General features: G+C 69.2%; 1 protein-coding gene. It reads left to right on the top strand.

What is annotated here, in order from left to right:
- Positions 1-32: 32 nt before the first annotated feature.
- A partial coding sequence (locus PUR56_RS03935) for a GTP-binding protein (protein WP_329880176.1) occupies positions 33-613 on the top strand: 581 nt, incomplete at its 3' end.

Below are 613 nucleotides of genomic sequence, written 5' to 3'. Positions count from 1 at the left end.
GCCCGACGTCACGCTGCTCGAAAGGGTCCTCAGTGGACTTCGCAAGCTCTAACGCGGCCGCCCCCACCCGCGCCACCACCTCCGCGAAGATCGTCGTCGCCGGCGGCTTCGGTGTCGGCAAGACCACGCTCGTCGGCGCCGTCTCCGAGATCAACCCCCTGCGCACCGAAGCCGTCATGACCTCCGCGTCCGCCGGCATCGACGACCTCAGCCACGTCTCCGGCAAGACGACCACCACCGTCGCCATGGACTTCGGCCGCATCACCCTCGACGAGGACCTCATCCTCTACCTGTTCGGCACCCCCGGACAGGACCGCTTCTGGTTCATGTGGGACGACCTCGTCCGCGGCGCCATCGGAGCCGTCGTCCTCGTCGACACCCGACGCCTCGCCGACTGCTTCCCCGCCCTCGACTACTTCGAGAACAGCGGACTCCCCTTCGTCGTCGCCCTCAACGGCTTCGACGGACACCAGCCCCACACCTCCGACGAGGTCCGCGAAGCACTCCAACTCGGCCCCGACACCCCCGTCGTCACCCTCGACGCCCGACGCCGGGACAGCGCCAAGAGCGCCCTCATCACCCTCGTCGAACACGCCCTCCTCGCCCGCCTCCG

The sequence above is a fragment of the Streptomyces sp. BE303 genome (genome assembly GCF_036290945.1).
Taxonomy (GTDB): domain Bacteria; phylum Actinomycetota; class Actinomycetes; order Streptomycetales; family Streptomycetaceae; genus Kitasatospora.
Note: the sequence above shows the minus strand (reverse complement) of the source record. Positions and strands in the feature narration are given on the sequence as shown.